This window comes from Endozoicomonas sp. NE40 (assembly GCF_040549045.1).
In the GTDB taxonomy this organism is placed as follows: domain Bacteria; phylum Pseudomonadota; class Gammaproteobacteria; order Pseudomonadales; family Endozoicomonadaceae; genus Endozoicomonas_A; species Endozoicomonas_A lisbonensis.
In genome coordinates, this window is record NZ_JBEWTB010000002.1 from 2,914,224 (window position 1) to 2,938,593 (window position 24,370).

23 protein-coding genes are annotated in these 24,370 nt (G+C 50.8%); 8 read left to right on the forward strand and 15 right to left on the reverse strand.

Annotation, left to right across the window (positions count from 1 at the left end; translation table 11 throughout):
* Positions 1-52 precede the first annotated feature (52 nt).
* Positions 53-1,696, forward strand: a complete 1,644-nt coding sequence (gene aceF / locus V5J35_RS14035; RefSeq protein ID WP_354007741.1) for a dihydrolipoyllysine-residue acetyltransferase — start codon at positions 53-55, stop codon at positions 1,694-1,696.
* Positions 1,697-1,754: 58 nt separating this feature from the next.
* Here the strand turns inward: aceF and V5J35_RS14040 are convergent, their stop codons facing one another.
* From V5J35_RS14040 to V5J35_RS14055, 4 genes are all read right to left on the reverse strand, one after another.
* A complete protein-coding gene (locus V5J35_RS14040; RefSeq protein WP_354007742.1) occupies positions 1,755-4,256 on the reverse strand; it encodes a hypothetical protein in 2,502 nt (833 codons plus the stop codon).
* A 53-nt stretch (positions 4,257-4,309) separates the two neighbouring features.
* Positions 4,310-4,861: a YggT family protein gene (locus V5J35_RS14045; RefSeq protein WP_354007743.1), complete on the reverse strand. Its 552-nt coding sequence runs from the start codon at positions 4,859-4,861 to the stop codon at positions 4,310-4,312.
* A 76-nt stretch (positions 4,862-4,937) separates the two neighbouring features.
* The gene (gene proC, locus V5J35_RS14050) at positions 4,938-5,777 is read right to left on the reverse strand and encodes a pyrroline-5-carboxylate reductase (protein ID WP_354007744.1); all 840 of its coding nucleotides are present in this window, start codon (positions 5,775-5,777) and stop codon (positions 4,938-4,940) included.
* Between the two features lie 33 nt (positions 5,778-5,810).
* Positions 5,811-6,509 (reverse strand): YggS family pyridoxal phosphate-dependent enzyme, encoded by a 699-nt coding sequence (locus V5J35_RS14055; protein ID WP_354007745.1) that lies wholly within the window; start codon positions 6,507-6,509, stop codon positions 5,811-5,813.
* A 75-nt stretch (positions 6,510-6,584) separates the two neighbouring features.
* Here V5J35_RS14055 and V5J35_RS14060 point away from each other — a divergent pair, with 75 nt between their 5' ends.
* A complete protein-coding gene (locus V5J35_RS14060) occupies positions 6,585-7,619 on the forward strand; it encodes a type IV pilus twitching motility protein PilT (RefSeq protein ID WP_354007746.1) in 1,035 nt (344 codons plus the stop codon).
* On the opposite strand, the gene V5J35_RS14065 is transcribed toward V5J35_RS14060, so the two are convergent.
* The 4 genes from V5J35_RS14065 to V5J35_RS14080 are packed head-to-tail and all read right to left on the reverse strand — an operon-like array spanning position 7,616 to position 10,423.
* Positions 7,616-8,467 carry a hypothetical protein gene (locus V5J35_RS14065; RefSeq protein ID WP_354007747.1) on the reverse strand — a complete coding sequence of 284 codons (852 nt, stop codon included), beginning with the start codon at positions 8,465-8,467 and terminating at the stop codon, positions 7,616-7,618. The genes V5J35_RS14060 and V5J35_RS14065 overlap by 4 nt on opposite strands.
* Positions 8,442-8,900 carry a Holliday junction resolvase RuvX gene (gene ruvX, locus V5J35_RS14070; protein ID WP_354007748.1) on the reverse strand — a complete coding sequence of 153 codons (459 nt, stop codon included), beginning with the start codon at positions 8,898-8,900 and terminating at the stop codon, positions 8,442-8,444. Before ruvX ends, V5J35_RS14065 begins: the two co-directional genes overlap by 26 nt.
* Positions 8,901-8,917: 17 nt before the next feature.
* Positions 8,918-9,490, reverse strand: a complete 573-nt coding sequence (locus V5J35_RS14075; protein WP_354007749.1) for a YqgE/AlgH family protein — start codon at positions 9,488-9,490, stop codon at positions 8,918-8,920.
* 57 nt (positions 9,491-9,547) lie between these two features.
* The gene (locus V5J35_RS14080; protein WP_354007750.1) at positions 9,548-10,423 is read right to left on the reverse strand and encodes an energy transducer TonB; all 876 of its coding nucleotides are present in this window, start codon (positions 10,421-10,423) and stop codon (positions 9,548-9,550) included.
* 212 nt (positions 10,424-10,635) lie between these two features.
* Here V5J35_RS14080 and V5J35_RS14085 point away from each other — a divergent pair, with 212 nt between their 5' ends.
* The gene (locus V5J35_RS14085; RefSeq protein ID WP_354007751.1) at positions 10,636-11,619 is read left to right on the forward strand and encodes a DUF2860 domain-containing protein; all 984 of its coding nucleotides are present in this window, start codon (positions 10,636-10,638) and stop codon (positions 11,617-11,619) included.
* A gap of 99 nt (positions 11,620-11,718) precedes the next feature.
* Here the strand turns inward: V5J35_RS14085 and gshB are convergent, their stop codons facing one another.
* From gshB to V5J35_RS14105, 4 genes are all read right to left on the reverse strand, one after another.
* A complete protein-coding gene (gene gshB, locus V5J35_RS14090; protein WP_354007752.1) occupies positions 11,719-12,666 on the reverse strand; it encodes a glutathione synthase in 948 nt (315 codons plus the stop codon).
* Positions 12,667-12,772: 106 nt separating this feature from the next.
* Positions 12,773-13,315, reverse strand: a complete 543-nt coding sequence (locus V5J35_RS14095) for a lipid-binding SYLF domain-containing protein (RefSeq protein ID WP_354016418.1) — start codon at positions 13,313-13,315, stop codon at positions 12,773-12,775.
* Between the two features lie 137 nt (positions 13,316-13,452).
* Positions 13,453-14,313: an archaetidylserine decarboxylase gene (gene asd / locus V5J35_RS14100; RefSeq protein ID WP_354007754.1), complete on the reverse strand. Its 861-nt coding sequence runs from the start codon at positions 14,311-14,313 to the stop codon at positions 13,453-13,455.
* An 86-nt stretch (positions 14,314-14,399) separates the two neighbouring features.
* Positions 14,400-15,212, reverse strand: a complete 813-nt coding sequence (locus V5J35_RS14105) for a sulfurtransferase (protein WP_354007755.1) — start codon at positions 15,210-15,212, stop codon at positions 14,400-14,402.
* Between the two features lie 132 nt (positions 15,213-15,344).
* On the opposite strand from V5J35_RS14105, the gene V5J35_RS14110 reads away from it, so the two are divergent.
* The gene (locus V5J35_RS14110; RefSeq protein ID WP_354007756.1) at positions 15,345-16,322 is read left to right on the forward strand and encodes a hypothetical protein; all 978 of its coding nucleotides are present in this window, start codon (positions 15,345-15,347) and stop codon (positions 16,320-16,322) included.
* 4 nt (positions 16,323-16,326) lie between these two features.
* Here the strand turns inward: V5J35_RS14110 and rsgA are convergent, their stop codons facing one another.
* Positions 16,327-17,352 carry a small ribosomal subunit biogenesis GTPase RsgA gene (rsgA, locus tag V5J35_RS14115; protein WP_354007757.1) on the reverse strand — a complete coding sequence of 342 codons (1,026 nt, stop codon included), beginning with the start codon at positions 17,350-17,352 and terminating at the stop codon, positions 16,327-16,329.
* Positions 17,353-17,607: 255 nt separating this feature from the next.
* Between rsgA and orn the strand changes: the two genes are divergently transcribed.
* On the forward strand, positions 17,608-18,150 hold the full coding sequence (gene orn, locus V5J35_RS14120) for an oligoribonuclease (RefSeq protein WP_354007758.1): 543 nt from the start codon (positions 17,608-17,610) through the stop codon (positions 18,148-18,150).
* Positions 18,151-18,168: 18 nt separating this feature from the next.
* On the opposite strand, the gene V5J35_RS14125 is transcribed toward orn, so the two are convergent.
* The gene (locus V5J35_RS14125; RefSeq protein WP_354007759.1) at positions 18,169-19,287 is read right to left on the reverse strand and encodes a protein kinase domain-containing protein; all 1,119 of its coding nucleotides are present in this window, start codon (positions 19,285-19,287) and stop codon (positions 18,169-18,171) included.
* Between the two features lie 326 nt (positions 19,288-19,613).
* Positions 19,614-20,666, reverse strand: a complete 1,053-nt coding sequence (queG, locus tag V5J35_RS14130) for a tRNA epoxyqueuosine(34) reductase QueG (protein WP_354011298.1) — start codon at positions 20,664-20,666, stop codon at positions 19,614-19,616.
* 168 nt (positions 20,667-20,834) lie between these two features.
* Between queG and V5J35_RS14135 the strand changes: the two genes are divergently transcribed.
* From V5J35_RS14135 to V5J35_RS14145, 3 genes are read left to right on the forward strand one after another with little or no spacing between them, the layout of a single operon-like run.
* Complete coding sequence (locus V5J35_RS14135; protein ID WP_354007760.1) at positions 20,835-22,370, forward strand: NAD(P)H-hydrate dehydratase; 1,536 nt, start codon at positions 20,835-20,837, stop codon at positions 22,368-22,370.
* 46 nt (positions 22,371-22,416) lie between these two features.
* Positions 22,417-22,923 (forward strand): tRNA (adenosine(37)-N6)-threonylcarbamoyltransferase complex ATPase subunit type 1 TsaE, encoded by a 507-nt coding sequence (gene tsaE / locus V5J35_RS14140; RefSeq protein WP_354007761.1) that lies wholly within the window; start codon positions 22,417-22,419, stop codon positions 22,921-22,923.
* Complete coding sequence (locus V5J35_RS14145) at positions 22,914-24,341, forward strand: N-acetylmuramoyl-L-alanine amidase (protein ID WP_354007762.1); 1,428 nt, start codon at positions 22,914-22,916, stop codon at positions 24,339-24,341. Before tsaE ends, V5J35_RS14145 begins: the two co-directional genes overlap by 10 nt.
* Positions 24,342-24,370 lie beyond the last annotated feature (29 nt).

The window sequence follows — 24,370 nt, forward strand, 5'->3', positions numbered from 1 at the left end:
CTCTTGTTCAAGGATAAGAAGAGCCAGGGTTTCATGCTGGAAGGTATAACGAATGAGTGATGAAATTATCAAGGTTCCTGACATCGGCAGTGGCAGCGCAGAAGTCATTGAAGTCTGCGTTGCAGCGGGTGATTCAGTAGCCGCAGAGGACTCCCTGATTGTTCTGGAGTCCGATAAAGCCACCATGGAAGTACCCGCCCCGAAAGATGGCCAGGTGGTTGAATTATTACTGAAAGTGGGGGATACCGTTTCAGAAGGGGATGACCTGCTGAAACTGGCGACATCGAAAGCGGAGCCTGAAGCTGAAAATGCCCCGGTTCCGGAAGCCGTACCTGCGAAGGCAGCGCCTGAACCTGAGCAGGTTAAGCCAGCTCCTGCTGTAACGAGTGTTGCAGCCAGTTCAGTTGAAGATGTCCTTGTGCCGGATCTGGGGGCAGAAAATGTACCGGTCGTCGAGATCTGCGTTGCCGTTGGTGACACCATCGCAGAAGATGATTCACTGGTCGTTCTCGAATCTGATAAAGCCACTATGGAAGTCCCTTCGCCTGTCAGCGGTGTGGTAAAAGACATCCTGGTCAAAGAAGGCGACGTGATGAATCAGGGTGACCTGATTCTGAAGGTTGAGGTCGCTGGTGGCACGCCTGCTGAAACACCCGCTGTTGCCGCCACTCCTGCTGAAACTGATACGCCTGCAAAGGCGGCTCCCGAAGCTTCCGGAGCTGTTCCCGCAGCCACTGTTCCAGCGGAAGCTCCGACACAGAATCTGGCAGAGCTGGAAAAAGGCAACAAGCATTTCCATGCGGGTCCGGCTGTGCGCAAACTGGCCCGGGAGTTTGGTGTCAATCTTGAGTTTGTGAAAGGCTCAGGCCCACGCAAACGGATTCTGAAAGAAGACGTACAGGCTTATGTTAAAACCAAGCTGAAAGAAGCGAGCCAGCCTCAGGGTGTTTCCGGCGGCATGGGCATTCCACCGGTACCTGCCCAGGATTATGGGAAGTGGGGTGACATTGAAGAGGTTGCCCTGAACCGCCTGCGTAAAGTAGCGGCTCAGAACTTCCAGCGTTCCTGGCTGAACGTGCCTCATGTTACCCAGTTCGACGAAGCAGATATCACCGATCTGGAAGCTTTCCGCAAAGCGAAAAAAGCGCTGGCGGAAGCTCGTGGCACCAAGCTGACTCCGCTGCCATTCTTCCTGAAAGCCTGTGCTTACGTGCTGAAGGAAATGCCGCAGTTCTGTTCTTCCCTGAGCGCCGATGGCGAATCAGTGATTTACAAGAAATACATCAATATCGGTGTGGCTGTGGATACGCCGGACGGTTTGCTGGTACCGGTTATCAAGAATGTGGATAAGAAGAGCATCTGGGAGCTGTCGGCAGAGTGTATTGAACTGGCTGGAAAAGCTCGTGACAAGAAGCTCAAGCCTGATGAGATGCAGGGTGGCTGCTTTACCATTTCCAGTCTGGGTTCCATTGGCGGTACTGCCTTTACGCCCATTGTGAATGCGCCGGAAGTCGCTATTCTGGGCATTTCCAAAGCGGCCATGAAACCGGTATGGAATGGCAGTGACTTTGAGCCGAAGCTGATGTGTCCTCTGTCACTGTCTTATGATCACCGTGTCATTAACGGGGCGGACGCTGCCCGGTTTACGACAATGTTAGGGCAGTTGCTGGCGGATATTCGTATGCTGCTGCTTTAACGCCTTTCTGTTAAACCCGTAGGTTGGGACGAGCGGAACGCGACTCCCAACACGGTGACTATTCTGAAGCCGACCCTGAAGTAAATGATTCCCGAACCAGCCCCATAATACTTTTGCGCATCAGTATTAACTGTTCAGCAGACAGACTTTCCTGAGCCTTTTCCCATTCATCGGGTATGGCATTACGCAGTTTCTCAGCAAGCTCCCTGGCGTCGATGTTGTTTTTTGACTGAGCATCCAGCCATTGCAGCCAGCGCAAGTCGATTGTAGCTTCATGCAAATCCAGCAGGCGCTTGTGGATGTCCATGGTGTCCGGGCAACTTCCCTGCCATGGGTACATATAAATAACATCCCCTTCGCGGCCATCGGTCGGATCAAAAGGGTCTGCGGTAGGCATACGACCATGCCATTGCACATAACCATCCGGGTTACTTTTCCACAGGTAAAATCCGGCAGCCAGTCGGGGGGCGGGCATATTGTAGAGCCAGACCTTACTGCTTTTTTTCAAGTTCTCTATAACGGCTTTACTGACACCAAAACCATGGTTAATAATCGCCAGGTCGGTAACACTCAGCAGCTCATCCTGCCTGGGGTTGTTAAGGTGTCCGGCGGTTTTCATGTCCAGAGACTGGCTGTGTAGCTTAATGGCCGTATCTTTGATGGCAGCGAACTTATCCGGATGAGGTTCGTCGAAAATCGACCAGTAAGGTGTTTCCAGCTGGGCAACAGCGGCATCGTCCCGAACTCTGGAAAGAGACTGCATAGCCTCACTCTGAGGCTGGACAGACAATAAACGCTTGAGTGGAGTGTAAGCCAGTGTGGGTCCCTGAAAACCAAACATCCGCAACTGCTTCAGCTGGTTAATCAGTTTTTTTCGGTGATCCAGGTCAATAGGTACTTCCAGAGCGGGGGCAACATTAGTAAAGCCCATGGAAGTCAGCAGAGAGAAATCACAAGCGGTGACAAAGGGTTTGAGACTGCGATTGTCCGGAAACCATTCGTAATACGGTGCAGGCTCCAGATAAAGCCCGACAGAACGGTTCATATCAGGCAGGTCGACTGGTATCACATCGACGGCAAACTCAACCATTTTCAATGCCCCTTTGCTTAACAGTTGCAGGTTGCCTTTGTAGATACCCGGTTCCGTGTCAGCAGGGACTTCCACCTGCAGGTAAAGGTTGCGTGGTAGTTCCGGCGAGAGCGTCATGCTGGACAGGTCGGCACGAAGGTAACTGTCTGCGGCCACCAGTTCATTAGCATTGGGTTGAGGACGTTCAAAGCGCCAGTGACCGTAACGGGATTTAAGAGCCAGCTTTTGTCCCGCACTGTTGCGGGGGTTGGCAATAGCAACAATCGGGTTGCTGTCAGGCTCCGGGCTGTTGATCCGGAAGTTAAGGTTTAACAATGAGTTTCTGGCCGTCGGATAGACCTTGTACTTTTCCAGACTCGTTGATGGCTGGGCTGATTTATCGCTGATGCTGAGTTTGTGGGAACGTGGGAACGTGGGGACTGTGGCGGGCCAGCTTTCCATAAAACGCGCTTTCCGCTGTTTCTCAGCGTCCGCAGCAAACTGGCCATCCAGAGGTTCAAGCACCAGACCAGCTGCATAGCGGGCGGCGCGGTCTCCGATCCACTCGATTGTAAAGGTGTTGTCGGTAATCGTGACGGTAGACGTTACGGGCCTGGTTCTGCGTTCTCCGATCAGTTGCCACTGGTCCCCATCAATCACGGCTTCCTTTTTAGTCCCTGCAAAATAAACGTCGGATAGCCACTGACTGGTGTTATAACTTTCGTCGACGACCGTTTGTCCTTCAACCCGTACTTTTCTTTGCAGAAAGTGTGGCAGGTACTCCCATTCTCCCTGCTCCTGCAACCAGATGGTCAGTTTCCACTGTCCGTTCTCCCAGGGAGCAGAAAAGTTATCAATGCCCTCCAGCCCATCCTGCATTAATGCGTCGCCCGAAGGACGAAAGCGCTGTAGCAGTGTTCCGCTGAGTCGTTTGTCCTTTGCTGTCACCGGTTCAAATCCGGGAAACACCGGGCTGTCCTCTTTACCAAAATCCAGGGCCAGAACCTGTTGGGGGCGAGGTGGCGGAGGGGTTATACGGGCTTGTGTCAGAACCATATCGTCACTGCTTCCGGCAGTGAATATGATCATTTTGGTGTAAGGGAGAGTCAGTGGCTGCTTGCCAGAGGTCTTCAGACCCGTTATGGGAAGGGTCAGGGAAAATGGCCCCGGTTTAATACTGAATTGTCGGTTAAAACGGGTGTAATAATTCTCTGAGTGGTCATTGTCGATGCGGACAATCAGTATCAGAACGGCGTCACTGTTGTTCTGGCCTTTAATTTGTAGTTCGTAACCGAGTTTGATCTCCAGCCCGTCGAGATCATGTCTGTAAGGCATGTCAGTTTCTGAGTCGACCAGTATTTCACTACTGGCCCATGCCATGCTCGGGGTGACAAGGTTCGGGGCAGCAATAAAGCAGACAGTCAGCCATAAAACCGTAATACCCTGAAACACAGGTAGAGAAAAGCGGCGGAAAGACGTGTCCGATGCCATGAGTTATCCACAAGTTGATCAACTACTAATAGCATCGGAACAGCAGGGCAAGATTAAAGAGCGGCGATAAAGTTTTTCAGGGTAATAATGATCAGAACCAGCACCATCAGGGAGAAGTCCAGGCCACCCAACGGTGGAATCACCTTGCGAATACGGCTGGACAGGGGCTCGGTAATCTGGTGCAACAACATCAGTCCGGGGTTATAACTGCCCGGGGCTACCCAGCTGGCTATGGCAATAATAATCAGGCTGAACATGTAGATGTTCAGAACTTCAGTCGCCAGTTCTTTCAGACTCAGCAGCAGAACAGCAGGGAGCGGGATGCCAGCGAGGGCAAAACCTTTCAGCATGAACAGCACATAGAACAGACCAATCTGCAGCGCCAGAGCCAGAACCAGCGACGCAATGTCCAACCCACCAACACCGGGGATGATTTTGCGTAATGGGTTCAGCAGCGGTGCGGTGATTTTAACAATGGCCTGAGAAATCGGGTTGTAAAAATCGGCACGAACCAGCTGCAGAATAAACCGCAGCAACACCGCCATGATGTACAGGCCACCCAGTGCCTGAATCAGGAATACCAGGCTGGAAGAGAGTGCTGACATAGATATCCTTCAAATAAATAGCAAATCACAAATAATAGTTATGTTGTTACAGGCAGTTATTCAACCCCCGGAGGTATTAATCTGCCAGCTGCCGGGTCATTTCAGCGGCCCGGTCAACGGCAGCCTGCATCGCCTGCTCAACCAGTTGCTCCAGACCGCCTGCCTGAAACGCCCTGATGGCCTGCTCGGTGGTGCCGCCGGGTGAGGTGACCCGTCTGCGCAGTTCACTGGCATCAACATCACTACAAACTGCCATCTTCGCAGCCCCGAGCGCTGTCTGCAAGGTAAGCTGTTCAGCGGTTTTCTGATCAAGCCCCAGCTTGACGCCCATTTCGGTCATGGCTTCCATAAACAGAAAGTAGTAAGCAGGACCACTGCCGGAAACGGCAATAACAGAATCAATCAGGGCTTCATTGTCTACCCACAGCGTCACCCCAACGGCTTTAAAAATAGTGTCGGTAATGACTTTCTGTTCTGCATTAACCTGTTCACTGGCAAACAGTCCGCTGGCGCCACAGCGCAGCAGGGAAGGCGTGTTGGGCATACTGCGCACAACCGGCAGGCTGGAGCCGCACCATGCCTGAAGGCTGTCGAGACTGATGCCTGCGGCAACCGAAATCAACAGAGGCTTTGTCTCTTTCAGGGTTGGGGCAAGGTCCTGCAACACGGCTTTCATCATTTGTGGCTTTACACAGAGCACAACAATCTCTGACTGGCGAACCGCCTGATGATTGTCCAGGGTCACCTGAACGCCAAACTGTTTTTTAACGTTTTCCAGTGTTGCTTCACTTCGGGCAGTTGCCCATATTTTGCCCTTTGGCCAGCCACCTTCAATCAGGCCCCCGAAAATACTGCTGGCCATATTGCCAGCACCGATAAAGGCAATGCTCTGGTCTGTTTTTATGGATTGGCTCATTGTTCTTGTCATCAAGGGTCACCCATTAGCTGTTTAACGATTGGAATATTCTCTTGCACCAAACAGGGCTGTGCCGATTCGAACCATGGTTGACCCTTCTTCAACGGCAGCTTCCAGATCATCGGTCATGCCCATGGAGAGCGTGTCCATGTTCAGGCCAAGGTTTTTATTCAGGTTATCCAGTGCCTGCTTCAGGGCTCGAAATGGAAGGCGCTGCTGTTCTTTGTTTTCAGCCGGCGCAGGAATGGCCATCAGGCCCCGCAGTGAAAGACTGGGCAGTTCTGAAACGGCTTTTACCAGCTCTTCCAGTCCGTCCACGGAAACTCCGGACTTGGAGGCTTCGCCACTGATATTCACCTGCAGGCAAATGTTTAGTGGTGGCAGGTCGGCTGGTCGCTGATCATTCAGGCGTCTGGCAATTTTCAGACGGTCAACACTGTGAACCCAGTGGAAATGGCTGGCGATATCCCGGGTTTTGTTGGACTGGATTGGGCCTATAAAGTGCCAGACAATGTTTTCAATGTCTGACAGCGCCTGAACTTTTACCAGGGCTTCCTGTAGATAACTTTCTCCAAACTCACGCTGTCCCAGTGTGCAGGCTTCCCGTACCAGATCGGCAGGTTTGGTTTTACTGACGGCCAGTAATCTGACCTCGCCTTCACGCTGGCAGGCTTTCTCTGCTTTATGGATTTGGTCAAAAACCTGTTCAAAGCGGCTTTTTAATAATGTCATCTGGCTGTACAGTATTGCGTATCAGGAAAAAATAAAAACAGTATTTTACTGTTTCCGGGGTTCAGGGGGAACTTCATGGATATCACCGAGCTGCTGGCATTCAGCTTCAAGCAGGGGGCATCGGATTTGCATCTCTCCGCGGGTCTGCCACCTATGATTCGTATGGATGGCGATGTGCGGCGTATTAACCTGCCTCCCATGGATCATAAACAGGTACACGGCCTGATTTATGACATTATGAACGATAAACAGCGACGTGATTTCGAAGAGTGCATGCAAACGGACTTTTCTTTTGAGGTGCCGGGTGTTGCACGTTTTCGGGTGAATGCGTTCAACCAGTCCCGGGGGGCTGGTGCGGTGTTTCGTACCATTCCCAGCAAAGTTCTGTCGATGAATGATCTGGGTATGGGGCAGGTGTTCAAGGATATCTCTACGATGCCCAGAGGGCTGGTTCTGGTCACAGGGCCTACCGGTTCCGGTAAGTCAACGACGCTGGCAGCCATGCTCGACTACATAAACGACACCCGTTATGACCATATTTTGACCATTGAAGACCCCATTGAATTTGTACACGAATCAAAGAAGTGTCTGGTCAACCAGAGAGAGGTCCACCGGGATACCCGCAGTTTCAGCGATGCATTACGAGCCGCACTGCGTGAAGACCCGGATATTATTCTGGTAGGGGAAATGCGCGATCTGGAAACCATTCGCCTTGCCCTTACTGCAGCTGAAACGGGTCATATGGTGTTTGGCACCTTGCATACGACATCTGCCGCCAAAACTGTTGACCGGATTATTGATGTGTTTCCTGCTGAAGAAAAGTCGATGGTACGTTCAATGCTGTCCGAGTCTCTGCAAGCCGTGGTTTCCCAGACCCTGCTTAAGAAAAACGGCGGTGGACGTGTGGCTGCCCATGAAATCATGATAGGCACTTCTGCCATCCGCAACCTGATTCGTGAAGACAAAGTGGCGCAGATGTATTCTGCGATACAGACAGGCAGTTCCATCGGTATGCAGACACTTGACCAGTGTCTGAAAAAGCTGGTCAATAAAGGTTTGATTTCTCACGACACCGCCCGGGAAAAAGCCAAGGACCCGGAGAGTTTTTAAAAGCAGTCGGTTCTATATGATGCTTGAAGGTCTTCCAGCTGTTTGCGATTCAGTATCAGGTTTTTATTTCCTGCACCAATTAAACCGGCCAGGCAGGCCTGTTGCTCTGACCGGTCTGTGCCCTGCTCCAGACGGGTACCTGTCAGGCGCACTTCCAGAAGCTCGGATTGTCCGTTGAGATCAATGATTTCTGTAAATTCTCCAATGCAGCACCGGGCGCAGTCTGGCAGGTCACCATAGCGTTTAGTCCGTTGATTGTCCGGAACGCCCAGAGAGACCAGCTTATAGGGCGTCATATTGCGTGTCACGCTGACTTTATCCGGAGCCTCTATACGCATATCGGTGATGCCGCCAAAGCACCGGTCACCGCCACTGAAGTTCTTAATCAGCTCCAGGTTGGCAGAGCGTTTTTTTCCGGCAAGGGCATCATCCAGGTTCGGAAAGGTGTCGAGGCTTAATCCTTTGAACAGGAAGCCAAAGGAAAAAGTGCCTGAACCGCCATAACTGACGGCATAGTTGACCAGAACCTGTTCGTTTTCCATTTGCCCGATGATGTGGTAAGCGGCAAAGACCGGGAGTGTTTCGCTCTCTTCCTGACTGGTCTCGGTGTTGGTTCTGGTTGCGTTAAACGAAGCCAGCCATGGGCTCTTCTGGTCAAAATTCAGATGAGCGTACTGCTTCTGGCAGGCGCGCAGATCCAGCGAAGTCATGGTGCTTGTACTGGTGCCAGCACTGCTGCTTTTTTCAGGATCAGTAAAACGATCAAGACAGAGTGGATGCAGCGCACCGGCAGCAACCGTATTTGAAAATAGAAATAACAGGCTAAAGAACCGGGTTATTCTCATCATTCATCCAGCCTTCCAGAATGATCTGGGCCGCCATCCCGTCGACAGGGTTTGAACCATAATGTTTGCTGTGTCCCAGTTTATCAGCCCAGTCTTTGGCTTCAAATGACGACAGGCGTTCATCAGCCTCAAAAAAGGGCAGGTTAAAACGTCCATGCAGGCGTTTGCCGAATTTGCGGGCCCGAAGTGACATTTGTGACTCGGAGCCGTCCATGTTCAGGGGAATGCCTACCACGACAGCATCTGGCTGCCATTCGTTGATCAGTGCTTCGACTTTGTTCCAGTCAGGAATGCCGTCGCGGGCTTTCAGCTGTGGCAGGGCAGTAGCTGTTCGGGTAATGGCCTGACCGACAGCAACACCAATATTTTTGGTGCCAAAATCGAAGCCAAGAATGGTTTTTACAGAAGAAACAGAAGATACAGAAGAAGTTGTCATAGATTTTAATGGTGTTATCAGGCGTGTCCAACCTGGCCAGACAGTAAATGCAAATCAACTCCCAGGGATGCTGCTGCTGCGGTCAGGCGTTGCTCGTAGGGGATTGTGAAGATAATGGCAGGGGTGGCTGCACAGGTCAGCCAGGTATTTTCAGCCATCTCCTGTTCCAGCTGACCCGCTCCCCAGCCAGCGTATCCCAGGGCGACAAGAGTGTGAGAAGGTCCTTCATTGTTCGCCATGGCGACCAGAATGTCTTTGGAGGTGGTAAGGTTAATATCTTCCCCCACATTGAGGCTGGACTCCCAGAGCCGGTCGTTGGAATGAAGCACAAAGCCTCTTTCTGATGCAACCGGTCCTCCGGCGTAAACGGCGCTCTGGCTTTGCGCCCAGGTGTCGGAATATTCGATACCGACCTGTCGGAAAATTTCCCCCAGCATCAGCTCGGTTGGTCGGTTGATGACTACTCCGAGGGCTCCATCCTTACTGTGTTCACAGATAAGTGTCAGCGTTTCAGCAAAGGATGGGTCTGCCATCTGGGGCGTGGCAATCAGAAAGTGGTTTTTGAGACTTTGAAAGCTTGACGTTCTCATGTGCGCAGTATCGGGCGAAACTTGTCAGTTAGCAACTTTTACGTAGTAATTCGATTTTCAGTTGCTAAATAACCGATCTCCCCGTTCGAAGCGCCAGGTTCGTATAATCTCTACACGGTCATAGTCTCTCAGGTCATTGCCAAAAGGGGCGTAGGGAGCTGCCAGTTTGACAATACGAATGGCAGCATCGTCGAGAATGGTGGAACCGGACGACTCCATCAGTTCAACGTCGTGTAATGTACCGTCCCGGTTAATAGAGACCATCAGGCGCAGCTCGCCATAGAGTTTTTCTTTTCTGGCCTGTGGTGGGTAATTCATATTACCAATCCGTTCAACCTTTCGACGCCAGGTTTCTTTGTAGTAGGCACCGGGCTCCTGCATGGTAGAGGCGGCAGTCAGGCGTTTGATCCTTGGGCGTTTGGCGTATTCCTGGCGCTGCTGGCTGAACTGAGCTTCGAGGCTGGAAATTTCCTGCCTGAGATCGATGCGTTTACGGGGCTTAACCTGTTCAGGTGTATCCGGTGTGGGCTTTTTGTTTTCCACCTTGTCGGGCGTTTTGCGTTCGACCTCAGCCCGGGTAGAAATCTGCGCGGTCTGGGGCTGCTCCTGTTTGGGGGAGGCTTCTTCCTGGGTTTCCAGTACAACCTCATTAATCTGGTTGGACTGAAATTCCGCTTCCTGATCGGTTTGCGGTCTGGCTTTTTCTTCCAGTGTCCCGCTGCCCTGCTGGTGGAACTGGGCCAGGTAATCCGCTTCTTCAGGCTGTTCCTGACTTTTGTAGGTCGCCAGGGTCACCTCAAGGGTTTTGGGAGGCGCGGGCATTTCCTGCAGTCCAAAGGAAACGCCCAGCAGAATAACAGCATGAATGGCTGTTGCCATGAAAACGGTGAAGCTGAAACGGTCGATTGAAGAAACGCTGGTCATTGTGGACATTGACAGGGGCAGGCCTCTTAAGTCATTCCTGAAGATGAACATTCATGACATTGTCATGAATGTGGGGGAAGCTGGCAAGAGGAGAGGATCTTTGTCTGTTTGTTTTTGATGTACACTGGGTCGAAACTGACCTGATACGCAACCAATTACTTATAATGCTTCATAAAAAACGATACACTTCAGGTGGCAATTAATAAGAAAAAGAGACAAGCATGGATACTCGCCTTATTGCCGTACTGGTAAGCTTTCTTTCCCCTTCGATTCTTATGGCTTCACAAACTGCCAGCTGGCAACCCGGCTTCAGTGGAGAAGCCTCACTGTTAGCCGGTTATTCTCAATCAAAGTCACAATTCAATGCCGAGTACGAACAAACCGATTCACTGGATAAAGCCTCAAAACGAAAGGGGAAGGCACTGATCATGCCGTTGGTTTCTCTTCAGTACACGCTGAGTGATGCACAAGGACAGTTTTACCTCGGATCCGACCGGGCCGACGTTGCACTGGGGCGTTTTCATACCGAAATAGGCTATCGCCACTCGCTACAAAAAAATGGTGTCATCTCTGCCAGTGTTATCCCTGGTGTTTTTCCAAATAAAACCTGGCAGGACCCTTTTGCGACTGGTCAGAAAAGAAAAGAAACTGATATCAGCATTCAGGCACTGCGCGTCCAGTTTAACAACATTATGAGCTCTGGTTTCTCTCTGGAAGTAGCCGGAGGAAAGCAGACATTGGAGAGAGAGCGCAGTGGACAGGCCACTTTTGATACCGAAACCCGGAAACTGCTGAACAGGGAGGGGACTATATTTTTCGCTGAAGGTGCGTACCGTTTTCCTGTCAGCAGAACCCTGTTTCTTCGCACCGGTCTGAATCATACACGACTGGATGCCGATGGCGATGCTATGTCTTATCATGCCAATGCTGTTGAGCTTGGTTTATTCACTCGATGGCAGCAGTCGTCTATGGCCTTTAATCTCAGTTATCAGATTAATCGCCATGACAAGAGCAACCCGGTGTTTAGCAAAAAACAAAAAGACAACCAGTGGGGAGCTTTTCTGGCTTACTCTTACGACGAGCCTTTTGGCTGGACCAACTGGGAACTGGCTTCCCTCTCTGGTTACAGCAAAAAGGACTCAAACATCGACTTTTATGATGAAGACTCTTTGATGGTGAGTGTAGGTATGACCTATAACTTCTGACGGTTCATGATACAGAATTGCCAGTCAGGTGAGCGACCCTGACCATGGCAATTAGAGCATAACGCTGAACGCTGAGTTTTCTTGTATCCGCCAACGAAATTAAGACAGCTTCTCTTCAATCTTATCCATCAGCCTATCGCCAATGCTGATACCAAACTGCTCATCCAGCTGGCGGATACAGGTTGGCGAGGTGACATTAATCTCGGTCAGGTAATCACCGATAATATCCAGCCCGACAAACAGCAGACCTTTTTCTTTCAGCACCGGTGCCACCTGTTCGGCGATCCAGCGGTCACGGTCACTTAATTCCTGTCCTACACCTTTGCCGCCTGCTGCCAGGTTGCCACGCAACTCGCCTTCGGCCGGGATACGTGCCAGTGAATAAGGTACAGGCTCACCGTCAATCAGCAGGACACGTTTGTCGCCCTTTGCGATCTCGGGGATGTATTTCTGGATCATTGTCTGCGAGGTGCCGTGTTGCGTCAGGGTTTCCAGAATCACACTGAAGTTGGGGTCTTTCGAATGGGTGCGAAAAATAGAAGAACCGCCCATTCCGTCCAGAGGCTTCAGCACTACATCACCATGTTCTTCAGCAAACTCCCTTAACAGGCGTGCGCTGCGTGCCACCATGACCGGAGGCGTACATTGTGGGAACAGGGTGGCAAACATCTTTTCGTTGCAGTCACGAATGCTCTGGGGTTTGTTGACAATCAGGGAGCCGGCGGCTTCAGCCTGTTCCAGCAAATAGGTGCTGTAGATAAACTCCATATCAAACGGCGGGTCCTTACGCATCAGGATCACATTCAGTGACTCCAGAGGCAGCTCCTGACGCTCACCAAGGGTGAACCAGTCATTGGCATCATAACGTACCTGCAGTGGACGCATACTGCCCCTGGCTACGCCTTCTTTCTGATAGAGGTCATGCTGCTCCATGTAAAACAGTTGCCAGCCCCGCTTCTGCGCAGCCAGCAGCATCGCCAGAGAACTGTCTTTTTTAAATTCGATGGACTCAATCGGGTCCATGACTATGCCGAGCTTAATGGTCATGTTTTTACCGGGGTTAACGCACAGAATTGGTATTAGCTCATTCAGGAGCTTGCAAGACTATATGGGGGAATCGCGCTGGATTTCAAGAAAAGCCCTTCGGGATATTTTAATTCAGTTTCTTGTCAATCCAGTACTTTGTACCCTGTAGCGTTGCCTGGGCAACCAGTCCGTTCTCGGTGAACTGGTAAACGGTAATACCCAGATCTGTGTTGACCGTTCCGCTCAGGAGTTCGCCGCCTTTGTCGCCTGATTTGGCGGCTGCGTCAGCCTGACCGGTGAAATCCCAGCCGTTTTCTATAAAACTATCCAGAGTTCTCCGGTTGTCGAAAACAATGACGGCCCGGAAGTCCTTGATGCCTAATCCAATGCCGATACCGGCGCTGGCCATGCGCATGTAGGTGTCTTCACCGGATTGATTGTCGTGGACAACTCCATAACCGGAACCGGTACTGAGCAGGAGCAGGTTGCTGTTGATGTTGCTGAAAACCGCATAGCCAACGGCTTCACTCAGTTGAGCGGAGGCACTGGGTTTATAGTCATACAGCATTTTCAGGGTTTCTGAACGCATGTCGTTTACATAACCCTGTCGTTCCGCTTTTGCTTTTCCCCTGAATACCGGAGCAGCCTGAAAACAGGCTGAAGAGAACAATAAGAGTGAGCTGGCCCAGGACAGAACTGGCTGAAAGGTGTGGACACTCAGTGAAAGATCGCTTCATGAGGGAACTCCGATAGAAAACATGCAGGCCCGATGCCTGCATGTTTTATCAGAGCTTTTGTTTACAAGAGCTATTCTGCAGGAGTTGCCAGAGCCTGACCCATCTTGATTGTAGACTCGGCCTGCCATTGCTCAAGCCAGTTCACTTTGTCTTCGCCGAACAGAACAATAGCCGTGGAGCCCAGTTTGAAACGACCCATCTCTTCACCACGTTCCAGCATTATACTGGCCGTTGTCGACTCTTCGTATTCTGTGGTTCTTACCTGCTTGCGGTGAGGTGTCACCAGGCCGGACCAGACGGTCTCAATACTGGCAACATTAATGGCACCCACCATGATCACCGCCATCGGGCCATGCTCAGTATCAAAGATACTGACAACCCGCTCGTTACGGGCAAACAGCCCCGGCACGTTTTCTACAGTGCCTTTGTTGACGGAGAACAAACGACCGGGGACGTGAATCATCTTGCGCAGGGTACCTGCCGCAGGTGTATGGATACGATGATAATCTCTTGGGGAGAGATAAATAGTGGCAAACTTGCCGCCCATAAATTCAGTAGCCAGGTCGGTATCACCCCCCAGTAGTTCTATCAGGCTGTAATCATGGCCCTTGGCCTGAAAGATGCGGCCATATTCAATGTCGCCAATCTGGCTGATAGCACCGTCGGCAGGGCTGACGATGGTTTCTTCCTGTTCAGGCAGAGGCCGGGCTCCCTCTTTCAAAGGACGAGTGAAGAAATCGTTGAAGTGTTTATAAGACTCCGCATGCTCAGCCTGAGCTTCGCTCATATCTACGTCGTAATGCTTGATGATCCAGTTAATCAGGGCATTTTTGAAAGCTGGGATTTCACACTCGACAAAATAATGCACCGCTCTGGAAATCAGGTGGTGAGGCAGAATGTACTGGGTCAACGCGAACAGTTTTTCTTTCACTAAGGCTGTCCTGTTATAGGGGATGATATTTTGAAGGACGATTGTAAAGGAAGCGTTTTGTTAAAGACAGGCTGGTTTGTACCAGCCTATTGGGAGATCGGCGTATCGGTCAGATTGCCCCATTCTGACCATGAACCATCGTAGGCTCTTACCGAATTGAATCCAAGCGCTCTGGCTACCAGATAAGTAAAGCCGGAACGGTGGTGAGTCTGGCAATGGGTGATAATGTCTTTTTCCCGGGGCATACCCAGCTCAGAAAGGACTTCGGGCAGGTCTTCCCGGATACGATAATTTCTGGCCGGGTCCATGGCTGATGTCCATTCAAAATTAATGGCACCGGGAATATGTCCGCCACGCTTGGCCAGCACTTTTATACCCGCAAATTCTGCAGGGGAGCGCGCGTCCCAGATAGCCGTACTGGCATTTTCCAGATGCGTCAGGATGTAATCTTTGGAAGCAATCACAGACGGGTCGATTGACAGGGAGACACGGGTTGGCTCTACCTGTCTGGGTTCACTTTCCGCTGTGTGGTCTTCTTTCAGCCAGGCATGAATACCGCCGTTCAGGTAGGAGTAGTTTTTATGCCCGATAACATCCAGGGTCCAGATAAAGCGCCCCGCCCAGCCACCACCTTCGTCGTCATAGACCACGATATGCTCATTGCCGGTGTAACCAAGCAGTGAAAACAGGTTTTCCAGCTGCTGTAACGGTGGCAGCTTGCCAGTGGCCGGCGGCGTGCCTGCCACAAGGTGTTGGGGAGCTATGTTAACGGCACCGGGAACATGCACCTGGGCGTATAGCTGAGGGTTGCACAGGTCGACGATCAACAGGTTGCTGTCATGAAGATGATGTTCAAGCTCAGCAGGTTCGAGAATCAGTGGAAGTGATGTTTGACTCATTGTACTTCTGTTTGTTTGTCGTGGATGAACGCATTATAGGTATTTGTCGCAAGTAGGAGAAGGAAGTCTGAACTAATATGCCCCAAAAGAAAATTCAATAACCAGCCTCTAATAACCAGAAAGCCACTAAAAATGAAAAAAGCAGACTATCTCATTTTCTTTGTTTTTTTATTCATCGTTTTTACCGCAGTGAGTCAGGCAAGGGCTGCTGATGATAAACCTACGGATAAAAACCAGCCAGAAGGAGCGACAGCGCTGGATCCGGAAGAAGTGACACTCTATTGTGATGCTCTCAGTCAGGAACCGGTAATCACCTGTCTGTTTGCCAATCTGGATTACTTCAGCCAGCGAACCTTTCTGCAAGTTGTATCCCACAATAGTCAGCTGACGAAGCATTCTGAGATTCTGGAAAAACTGCATAAGAATCTTTACGGCTTAAGTTTTCATGAGTTAGCAGAGGGACAAAATGGCCTCTACTTGCTGAATCATAATCAGAGCGAGATCGAGATTAAGGGCGTTTCGCTTTTGCCGGATTTCGGGGCTTTTGAATATACTTTACCTCCAGAGGCCACTATCCATATTCGCGTTGTGTCAATAGACCAGGATGACGACGATGACAATAAAAGCGTGGGTTCGGATGAAGTGTCTGACAGCGCTTCCTTCGAAATGTTCGTAGCTATAAGTGATCAGCCAGACCAATCTGCTACACACTCTGGAAATGTCGCAGTGGGGTTTCTTCAGGGAGCGCCAGTCGATGACAGTATTGACCCTAGTGGTAAAGAGGGAAGCCTCTTGGTGGCTCCGGATTGGGAGTCATTGATAGCTAGCCTGCAGGACTGGCAGATTGACTCCCTGATTCGTCATCTGAATGCTAACAACTCTGCTATACAGAGTCTTCTCAGTTTATTTGGCAGCGATAAAGAAGCATGCAAAGAGCTGCTTATAGTGCTTTTAAACAGTTTGATGGAACGTTTTTTTGAACCTTCGCATGATACCACAGAAGCAGCTTCAGCATCTGAAACTGCCTCTGAAATAACCGATGAACAAGCGACAGATTGTCACTGTGATAATGACTTATCCGAAAATCCGGCCAACCAGCAGGACAGGTGAGACGCTATTGATTCGGCTGCTGGGACGCAAGAATCTGCCGGTAACTGAACAGGCGTTCTTCCGTAATTTCGCCGTCTTCCAGGGCTTTGTGAATGGCACAGCCCGGTTCCTGTTCGTGTTTGCAGTCCCTGAATTTGCAATACCCGAGAAACGGCCTGAACTCCCGGAATCCCTGGATGACTTCTTCCGGAGTGATATGCCACAAACCGAACTCACGAATGCCCGGAGAGTCGATAAGCGTTCCCCCTGCCGGAAAATGGAAGAGCTTGGCAGCGGTTGTTGTGTGCATGCCTTTGCCGGTGGCTTCTGACAGTTCTCCAACCAGAGTATCAATGCCGGGCAGCAGGGCATTGACCAGTGAAGACTTACCTACACCGCTTTGCCCCACGAATACACTGGTATGCTCATCCAGCATATCTTTCAGTTCATCCAGGCCATGGTCGGACCGGGTGGAAGCCGTGAGGATGCGATAACCGATCTGATGGTAGACCGACAGCATGTCGATCATCATTTCCATGCCTTCATCATCCAGCAGGTCGATCTTGTTCAGGAGGATAACGGGTTCGATCCCGACGGTTTCTGCAGCGATCAGGTAGCGATCAATCAGGTTCAGGTGAGGAATCGGTACGGGAGCAATCACCAGTACAATGTAATCGATATTGGCTGCTACCGGCTTGATACGGCCGTGGTTATCCGGACGGGTAAGCAGGCTGGAGCGTTCGTCCAGCGCGACAACCACGCCGGTTTCGTCTTTGGTTGAAGGTCGCCAGATGACCCTGTCGCCCGTGACAAGAGGGGGAAGGTTGCGGCGAAGGTGACAGCGGCGGGGCTTTCCGGGGGTGGCAGGAGACTCGATATCCAGTGTGGCACCATAATGAGCTGTCACCAGCCCCTCCTGCTCCGGTCCCAGATCTTCGCTCTGCAGCTCTTCTTCAATCTGGCTTTCCCGCTTGCGAGCCCGGGCTATGCGCTCTTCCTGAATTTTCTGAATGCGCCAGCTCTGTCTGCGCGTTAGTTTGCGCTTACTCATGTTATCTCTTAAAGTTCATAATGAAAGGATGGTCTGGTCAAGTCTCAGTCGAGCAGAGAACAATAGATTCAATCAACTCGTGGATTTTACCGATACGATCTTAATGACATAGTTTTTAACGACATAGTTTTTAATGACATAGTATGAAGGTGTAGACTTAATATGCCAGCCAAAGTGTACAATTGCTGTACTTTTTTTAGCGTAGAAGCCTTATCATACAGGCATTCGTAACTCTACTTAACTACCAGGTGTTTGATGGCAAAAGCGGATAATCTGATCTGGATTGATCTGGAAATGACAGGCCTGGAGCCTGATACCGACCGAATCCTTGAGATCGCCACAATTGTAACCGACGGGCAGCTCAATCAGATTGCTGAAGGCCCTGTTATTGCAATTCATGAGAGTGATGATGTACTCAGCAACATGAACGAGTGGTGCATCAAAACCCATGGTCAGACCGGACTGACTGAGCGTGTGCGGCAGAGTACCATTTCTCTGGCTGAAGCTGAGCGAATGACCCTGGATTTTCTGAAAGATCATATTGAGCCGGGCATCTCTCCGATGTGTGGCAACAGCATTGGTCAGGATCGTCGCTTCCTGCACCGTTACATGCCTGAGCTACATGATTTCTTCCATTACCGTAATATCGATGTCAGCACCCTGAAAGAGCTGGCGCGCCGCTGGAAGCCAGCCATTATGGACGGCTTCAACAAGAAGGGAACGCATCTGGCTCTGGAAGATATTCGTGAGTCTATTGAGGAGCTGCGCTACTATCGTCAGTTCTTTATCACAAGTTAGTACGACTATTGTCCCGACCTATGCGCTAGCCTCAGGGTGCATGGCCTGATTGAGTGGTATAGGTTTGGGTTGTTTCAGGCGTAAAAGTTGCTCACTTGCCTGCTGAATCGTGAGTCGCTCCACTGGGTTGCGTCTTAGCAGACCAGCGGCAAGTTCCATCAGTTCCGGGGCAGGCCTTTCTCCTACGACCCATAACTTACTTGTTCCTTTCTTCATCAGCTTTATTTTTTGTTCATCGTCCAGTTCTGCAAAGCTGTCGGTGTTTTTTTTCCATTCTCTAATGGTAGGTTGGCGATGTTGCAAGATAACTTCATTATTCCTACTAACGCAGTAAGAGGGGGGAAAATCTGTAATAAATTCAAAGATAAGGCTGCCAAGAGCCCAGCTATCAACTGAGTAACTATAATTGAAATCTTCATGGAGCTTGCACTGCCAAACCTCTGGAGCTATGTATTCATAGGTTCCCCTAAACGAGCGGGTTCTGCTGAGACCTATTTTTTTTGATAAGCCAAAGTCGACCAGAATTGCGATGCGTTCTTCAGCTTCGGTGCTAATCAGTACGTTTTCAGGCTTGAGGTCACGAAAAACTACGCCATGCTGTTGAATATGATTCAGAGCCTCAGCGATATCTGATGTCCAGTCAATGACCATCTTGTTTTCGCGCCGGATTCGTGGCGGTGTATTGAGGAGATCAAATAACTCGGTTCCGGATACTTTATCAGAGATAACGGCAGCCAGTTGATACCCCTGCTTAATCTCATCGGTTATTTCGGTAGTGTGATCAATCAGGGCATAAGAATTGCCGTCAGTTTTTTTCAGAAGAATAGCGTGGGTGTGAGCAATATTTGGGTGGGAGCTTATTCTTAATGCTTCGATTTCTCCTTTTTCAAACTCGCCTTGTGCTTTTTTTGTGATGATTTTGACCGCAAGGGAATGGTCATGATGCTTATACTCCTCTACGGTAGCGAACGCCCCTTTTCCAAGTACTTTCCCTACGGGTTCCAGGCCTGACTGTTTCAGAGCCTCTGTAAGGTTGTTAGCCTGAAAGGGCTTAAACGCCTTTTGACTGGGAAAAACAGGCCTGGACGTCAGTGGGTAATCTTCTGTTGATACCCTGGCTGAAGCCAGTGGTTGCAACGCCTGACCACTATAGGAAGTGCTTCCCTGTAACCCCGCTAAGGCAGGTGCTACCGGCGTAGTGGCAACGGATAAGTGCTGGAACTTTGGTAGCACTTCATTATCAGAGGAGAGCTGGCTGCCGGTATTTTTAGCAGGCTGTGCTGCTGGCTGGGATAAATTCGCTATTGGGGTAGAAGGTTGCATATACCTGTCCTTTGGTTTTAAAACAGGTATGATCTGTCCATACCCTTTCTATCCCTTAGAACAGCCTAAGATGCAAAAATTCCGAACAGAAGTGTTAGTATCTCTGACACTTAATGGCATTATTGGTCTGGAAAATGTACTCACCGCTTTAAGTGTTGCTCCAGAGCCCAAAGCACATGCTCCTTTACCAGCTCCGATGGATAGTCTTTTCGGGATTTTAATGCCTGAATGACCTTATCGCTGGTGGGAGCATTACCCAGCCCAACCGCAATATTACGCAACCAGCACTCAAAGCCTGCCCGTCGGATGGCTGAACCTGCGGTACGTTCCAGAAACTCTTCTTCTGTCCACAGAAACAGTTCAGCAAGATTCACAGAATCCAGTGAATGCCTTGGTCGAAAATCACTTTCCTGAGTCGGTTTGGCAAAGCGGTTCCAGGGGCAGACAAGCTGGCAGTCATCACAGCCAAAAATCCGGTTGCCCATTTTGCTGCGCAGCTCTACGGGAATTGGGCCACTGTTTTCGATGGTGAGATAGGAAATGCATTTGCGAGCGTCAATGCGATAGGGTTCAACAATGGCACCGGTCGGGCATTTGTCCATGCAGGATGAACAGCGTCCGCAATGGTTTTTATCGTAAGGCTCATCCACCGGCAACGGAAGATTGGTGAATAGCTCGCCCAGAAAAAAGAACGACCCTGCCTGCCGGTTGATAATCAATGAATGCTTCCCCATCCAGCCGAGTCCCGCCTGCTGCGCCAGAGGGCGTTCCATCACCGGGGCGCTGTCGACAAAAGCCCGGTAACCGTGTTCGCCAACAGCCGCTTCAATCATCTTGCCCAGCTGGGTCAGGCGTTTGCGGATCAGCTTGTGATAATCACGTCCAAGGGCATAGCGGGACACGTAGGCTTTTTCTGGCTCGCCAAGGATTTTTACGGTCTCTGTGTCCGCAGGCAGATAATCCATCCGGGCAGAAATGATGCGAGTCATACCCGGATGCAGGGATTCGGGATTGAAGCGAAGATCCTGATTCCGTTCCATATAATCCAGATCACCATTGAATCCCATGGCCAGCCACTCCTTGAAGTGCTGCTGATCCTGTTCGGGTACTTTGCCTTCCGAAATGCCGATCGCCTGAAAGCCAAGCTCCCGCCCCCACTGCCGAATCTGTTCGGCCAGCTGAGCAAAATCAATCTCTGCTGAAGAGGTTTGAGGGTCTCGCCGGGTAAATCGTTGGCTGGATTGCTTGGTAAATTCTGGGTTAGCTGGGTTCTTTGACACGGATTCTTAAGGATATAATCGATTTAATACTAGTTAGTGAACCGGAGTCAGCCGGTTCAGATCAAGTGCGGGGATGTCCGTATGCGCAGTTTACCACAAGAACTTTACACCGCTGATCAGGTTCGTCAACTGGACAGGCTGGCAATTGCTGGTGTTGCTGATCATCCGGGGATTGACGGTTTTGAGCTGATGGGGCGAGCAGCTGATGCGGTATTCAGCCGCCTTCTGCAGCATTACCCGCAACTTAATCATGGTGCCAGCCTGCAGGTGTTCTGCGGCGCAGGAAACAACGGTGGGGATGGTTATCTTGTCGCGGCACTGGCTTCTGAGCGCAATATCCCTGTTTCTGTCACCGCGTTGAAAAATCCGGATGAACTCACAGGCGATGCCCGAAAGGCGTTTGAGCATTGCACCATCAAGGGTGTCAGTAGTGTTCTGTGGCGTGATGATTCGGCGGTCACTGGCGAGATTCTGGTGGATGCCATGCTTGGCACAGGGCTGAATGGTGAGGTTCGTGGTGATTATAAGCAGGCGATTGAAGCCTTGAATGGTTCCGGTAGCCCGGTTGTTGCTGTTGATATTCCGTCCGGGCTGTGTGCTGACACTGGCGCTGTTCTGGGAGCTGCGGTGCAGGCTGAACTGACAGTGACGTTTATTGGCACGAAACAGGGATTGCTGACTGGTGAAGGCCCTCAGTTGTGTGGAACGTTGCACTTTACTGATCTGGATGTTCCCGCTGTCGCTTATAACTCGCTGAAACCGTCTTCTATACGGTTGGATGAATCTACTCTCAGGAGCCTGCTGGCCCCAAGAAAGCGAACGGCTCATAAAGGCAATTATGGTCATGTTCTTATTGTTGGCGGCAATCATGGGATGCCGGGGGCGGTGATTATGGCGGCAGAGGCTGCCATAAACTGCGGGGCTGGCAAAGTGACGGTAGCGACCCGGGCAGAACACCTTCTGGCTCTTGCTATTCGCAGACCTGAGGTAATGGCTGCCGGGGTAAACAGCAGGACAGAACTACAGTTCTTACTACATGATAAAACAGTTATTGTTGCGGGACCGGGTATTGGTACCGACCCCTGGGCGTTTGACCTTGTGGATGAGGCTCTGAACGCTGATGTTCCCATTGTGCTGGATGCTGATGCACTGAACCTGTTATCGGGGCATCCCCAATTGCGTCGGACGCGAAAGTTTCCGATGATTCTTACTCCCCATCCGGGCGAAGCTGCCCGGTTGTTGCAAACTGATACGGGGTCCGTACAAAAGGATCGTTTTACCACTGTCGCCAGTTTGTCTGAAACATATAATGCGTGTGTCGTTTTAAAAGGTGCTGGCAGCCTGATCCGGCATGAGCAGCAGACCAGCCTTTGCTCTGCCGGAAATCCGGGCATGGCTGTGGCAGGAATGGGTGACGTATTAAGTGGTGTTATTGGTGCGCTACTGGCGCAGGGTATAGACGTTTATGACGCAGCCAGACTGGGTGTCTGGCTGCATGCTAGCGGTGCAGATACGCTGGCGAAGCAACAGGGTGAAACCGGTTTGCTGGCTACGGATACGATTCCTTTTATCCGGCAGCAGTTAAATAATTTAACCGGTCATCCAGTACAAAATTGAGGAAGTATTGTCGCGGACGATGCGCAAATCTACGCAAGATAAAGCTATGCAAGAAAAAGCGATGCAGAAAAATGTACACAAGGAGCAGGTAGACCTGCTGATTGATGATGAGGATGCCATGGTTAAGCTGGGGACTTCCCTGGCAGAGGCTACTGAGGGTGAGGCAATTATTTATCTGCAGGGTGATCTGGGGGCTGGAAAAACAACACTCTGCCGGGGCATTCTGAGACATTTTGGGCATCAGGGTGCGGTTAAGAGCCCAACTTACACACTGGTTGAGCCCTATAATGTTAATGGTCAGCTCGTTTATCATTTTGACCTGTACCGTCTGGCAGACCCTGAAGAGCTGGAGTTTATTGGCGGGCGGGATTATTTTTCCGAAGCAGGTGTCTGCCTGATTGAATGGCCATGCCGGGGTGCAGGCGCTCTGCCTGACGCCGATCTGGAAGTAAGGCTGGATTATAATTTACCGGGGCGTAAGGCGACCATCGTTGCTGGCACGACCAGAGGAGTAACGATGCTGGCAAGGATGCAGGAGGGTAAATGTCAATAAAGCCAGGGATCTTTGGGCTATTACTCAACCGCTTCCATCGGTCAGACTCAAAACAGAAGACATTGAAAAATGGTCGTCGCCAGTTTGTTGCCACAGGTGCGAAGCTGGCGTTGGGCCTGTCGTTGCTGAAAGCAGAAATTGTTCTGGCGGCCAGCAGGGTGATCAGAGACGTACGACTCTGGCGCTCCCCTGATAAAACACGGCTGGTGTTTGATGTATCGGGAGAAGTCTCTCACAAAACTTTTACCCTGAGTAACCCGAACCGGCTGGTGATCGACATCAAGGGAGCCACTCGTGGCTCCTCTGTTTCTACGCCGGGCCTGAACGATACGCCGGTGAAAAGCATACGCTATGGTGTTCAGAACAAAGACGACCTGCGAGTGGTTCTGGACCTGAACGCCAGAGTAAAGCCGGAAAGCTTTTTGCTGAAGCCTTATGCCACTTATGGTCATCGTCTGGTGATTGACCTGTTTGATACCGGAACAGCTGTACCCAAGCCCGTTGTACCACCACCTGTTTCAAAAGATCGGGATATCATTATTGCCATTGATCCCGGTCATGGCGGCGAAGACCCGGGAGCCATTGCCCATGGCGGCGGCTATGAAAAGGATATTGTTCTGAATATTTCCCGTGAGCTGGCAAAGCTCATTGACCGTGAACAGGGCTTTAAAGCAGTTCTGGTCCGAACCGGGGATTATTACATCCCGTTACGCCGGCGGACGGAAATTGCCCGTAATGCCGGAGCAGACCTGTTTGTGTCTGTGCATGCTGATGGCTTTACGGATCGTCGGGCTCATGGTGCCTCGGTATTTGCCTTGTCCCGTACTGGTGCCACTTCGGAAACGGCACGCTGGCTGGCACAGAAGGAGAACTCTTCTGACCAGATAGGCGGCGAAGGTGGTATATCCCTGAATGATAAAGACGATATGCTGGCCAGCGTGCTGCTGGATCTGTCGATGACGTCAACACTGTCTGCAAGTCTTGAGGTGGGTGATAAAGTACTGAGGAACATTGGTGGCATTAACCGGTTGCACAAGGATCAGGTAGAACAGGCTGGCTTTGTGGTGCTGAAGTCTCCGGATATTCCATCCATTCTTGTGGAAACAGGGTTTATCACCAACCCGGAAGAGAGCCGCAAGCTGAAAACCCGCAGCCATCAGCGCGCCATGGCCCTGAAGATTCATAAGGGACTAAGGGCCTACTTCTACAAAAAACCTCCAGTGGATACGTTGGTGGCTCGGTTAAAACGCGAAGGACGCATTAATACCCGACCCGATCAGTATGTCATTCAGGCAGGCGATACGCTGTCAGAAATTGCCCAGCGTTTTGATGTAAGCCTGAATTCTCTCAGGCAGGCTAACCAGATCAGCAGTGCCAGCCGTATCCGAACCGGTCAGGTGCTGGTGATTCCCAATTAACAGTTGCCGGTTACACCGTTACTGTCAAT

Coding starts and splice junctions, on each gene's coding strand:
- aceF (WP_354007741.1), top strand. CDS start 53: ATGAGTGATGAAATTATCAAGGTTCCTGACATCGGCAGTGGCAGCGCA.
- V5J35_RS14040 (WP_354007742.1), bottom strand. CDS start 4,256: ATGGCATCGGACACGTCTTTCCGCCGCTTTTCTCTACCTGTGTTTCAG.
- V5J35_RS14045 (WP_354007743.1), bottom strand. CDS start 4,861: ATGTCAGCACTCTCTTCCAGCCTGGTATTCCTGATTCAGGCACTGGGT.
- proC (WP_354007744.1), bottom strand. CDS start 5,777: ATGAGCCAATCCATAAAAACAGACCAGAGCATTGCCTTTATCGGTGCT.
- V5J35_RS14055 (WP_354007745.1), bottom strand. CDS start 6,509: ATGACATTATTAAAAAGCCGCTTTGAACAGGTTTTTGACCAAATCCAT.
- V5J35_RS14060 (WP_354007746.1), top strand. CDS start 6,585: ATGGATATCACCGAGCTGCTGGCATTCAGCTTCAAGCAGGGGGCATCG.
- V5J35_RS14065 (WP_354007747.1), bottom strand. CDS start 8,467: ATGATGAGAATAACCCGGTTCTTTAGCCTGTTATTTCTATTTTCAAAT.
- ruvX (WP_354007748.1), bottom strand. CDS start 8,900: ATGACAACTTCTTCTGTATCTTCTGTTTCTTCTGTAAAAACCATTCTT.
- V5J35_RS14075 (WP_354007749.1), bottom strand. CDS start 9,490: ATGAGAACGTCAAGCTTTCAAAGTCTCAAAAACCACTTTCTGATTGCC.
- V5J35_RS14080 (WP_354007750.1), bottom strand. CDS start 10,423: ATGTCCACAATGACCAGCGTTTCTTCAATCGACCGTTTCAGCTTCACC.
- V5J35_RS14085 (WP_354007751.1), top strand. CDS start 10,636: ATGGATACTCGCCTTATTGCCGTACTGGTAAGCTTTCTTTCCCCTTCG.
- gshB (WP_354007752.1), bottom strand. CDS start 12,666: ATGACCATTAAGCTCGGCATAGTCATGGACCCGATTGAGTCCATCGAA.
- V5J35_RS14105 (WP_354007755.1), bottom strand. CDS start 15,212: ATGAGTCAAACATCACTTCCACTGATTCTCGAACCTGCTGAGCTTGAA.
- V5J35_RS14110 (WP_354007756.1), top strand. CDS start 15,345: ATGAAAAAAGCAGACTATCTCATTTTCTTTGTTTTTTTATTCATCGTT.
- rsgA (WP_354007757.1), bottom strand. CDS start 17,352: ATGAGTAAGCGCAAACTAACGCGCAGACAGAGCTGGCGCATTCAGAAA.
- orn (WP_354007758.1), top strand. CDS start 17,608: ATGGCAAAAGCGGATAATCTGATCTGGATTGATCTGGAAATGACAGGC.
- V5J35_RS14135 (WP_354007760.1), top strand. CDS start 20,835: ATGCGCAGTTTACCACAAGAACTTTACACCGCTGATCAGGTTCGTCAA.
- tsaE (WP_354007761.1), top strand. CDS start 22,417: ATGCAAGAAAAAGCGATGCAGAAAAATGTACACAAGGAGCAGGTAGAC.
- V5J35_RS14145 (WP_354007762.1), top strand. CDS start 22,914: ATGTCAATAAAGCCAGGGATCTTTGGGCTATTACTCAACCGCTTCCAT.